General features: G+C 66.7%; 1 protein-coding gene. It reads left to right on the top strand.

What is annotated here, in order from left to right; translation table 11 throughout:
* The coding region (locus tag AC07RN_RS21035) for a hypothetical protein (RefSeq protein WP_478337225.1) at positions 1-226 on the top strand (226 nt) is incomplete at its 5' end.
* Between the last annotated feature and the right edge of the window lie 252 nt (positions 227-478).

Raw genomic sequence — 478 nt, 5'->3', positions numbered from 1 at the left:
CGTCGTGGATCTTGTGCCACTAGGTGTCGAATTGGAATGCCTGGTAAAGGTAGTTCGGGCGGGCCCCGATGGGCAGGCCGATCAGATCGCCGGCCGCGTGCAGCGCTTCTGGGCGACGCTGCGGTTTGCCTCGCGGGTAGGCGCCAGGATCCGGGCGACCTCTTTCGAGTCGATCATTTCGAGGAAGTCGAGGACCGATTCCCTGGCGGCATCCAGGTCTGCCTGACACGCGCCGGCCACCCTCGCCGCCACGGAACGGGCGATGACGGGTACATACGCCACCTCGACCGTGACGGTGGCGAGGAGAAACTGGCGAGCTGCAGGCGCTGGGCCGCGGACAGGGTCGCGACTGTGAGTTCAGCGACTGCCTCGACCGTGCCCTCGTCCCTGCCCTGTAGTGCGGTCCTCCGGGCAGCGATCCGACGCCTCCTCACGAACCAGGCCGGGCTGCAAATGATCGTCGAGGAACGCGCACGCA

Source organism: Lelliottia sp. GFLA7 (assembly GCF_056490165.1).
The sequence above is the reverse complement of the archived record's forward strand: the minus strand, read 5'-3'. Positions and strand labels throughout refer to the sequence as shown.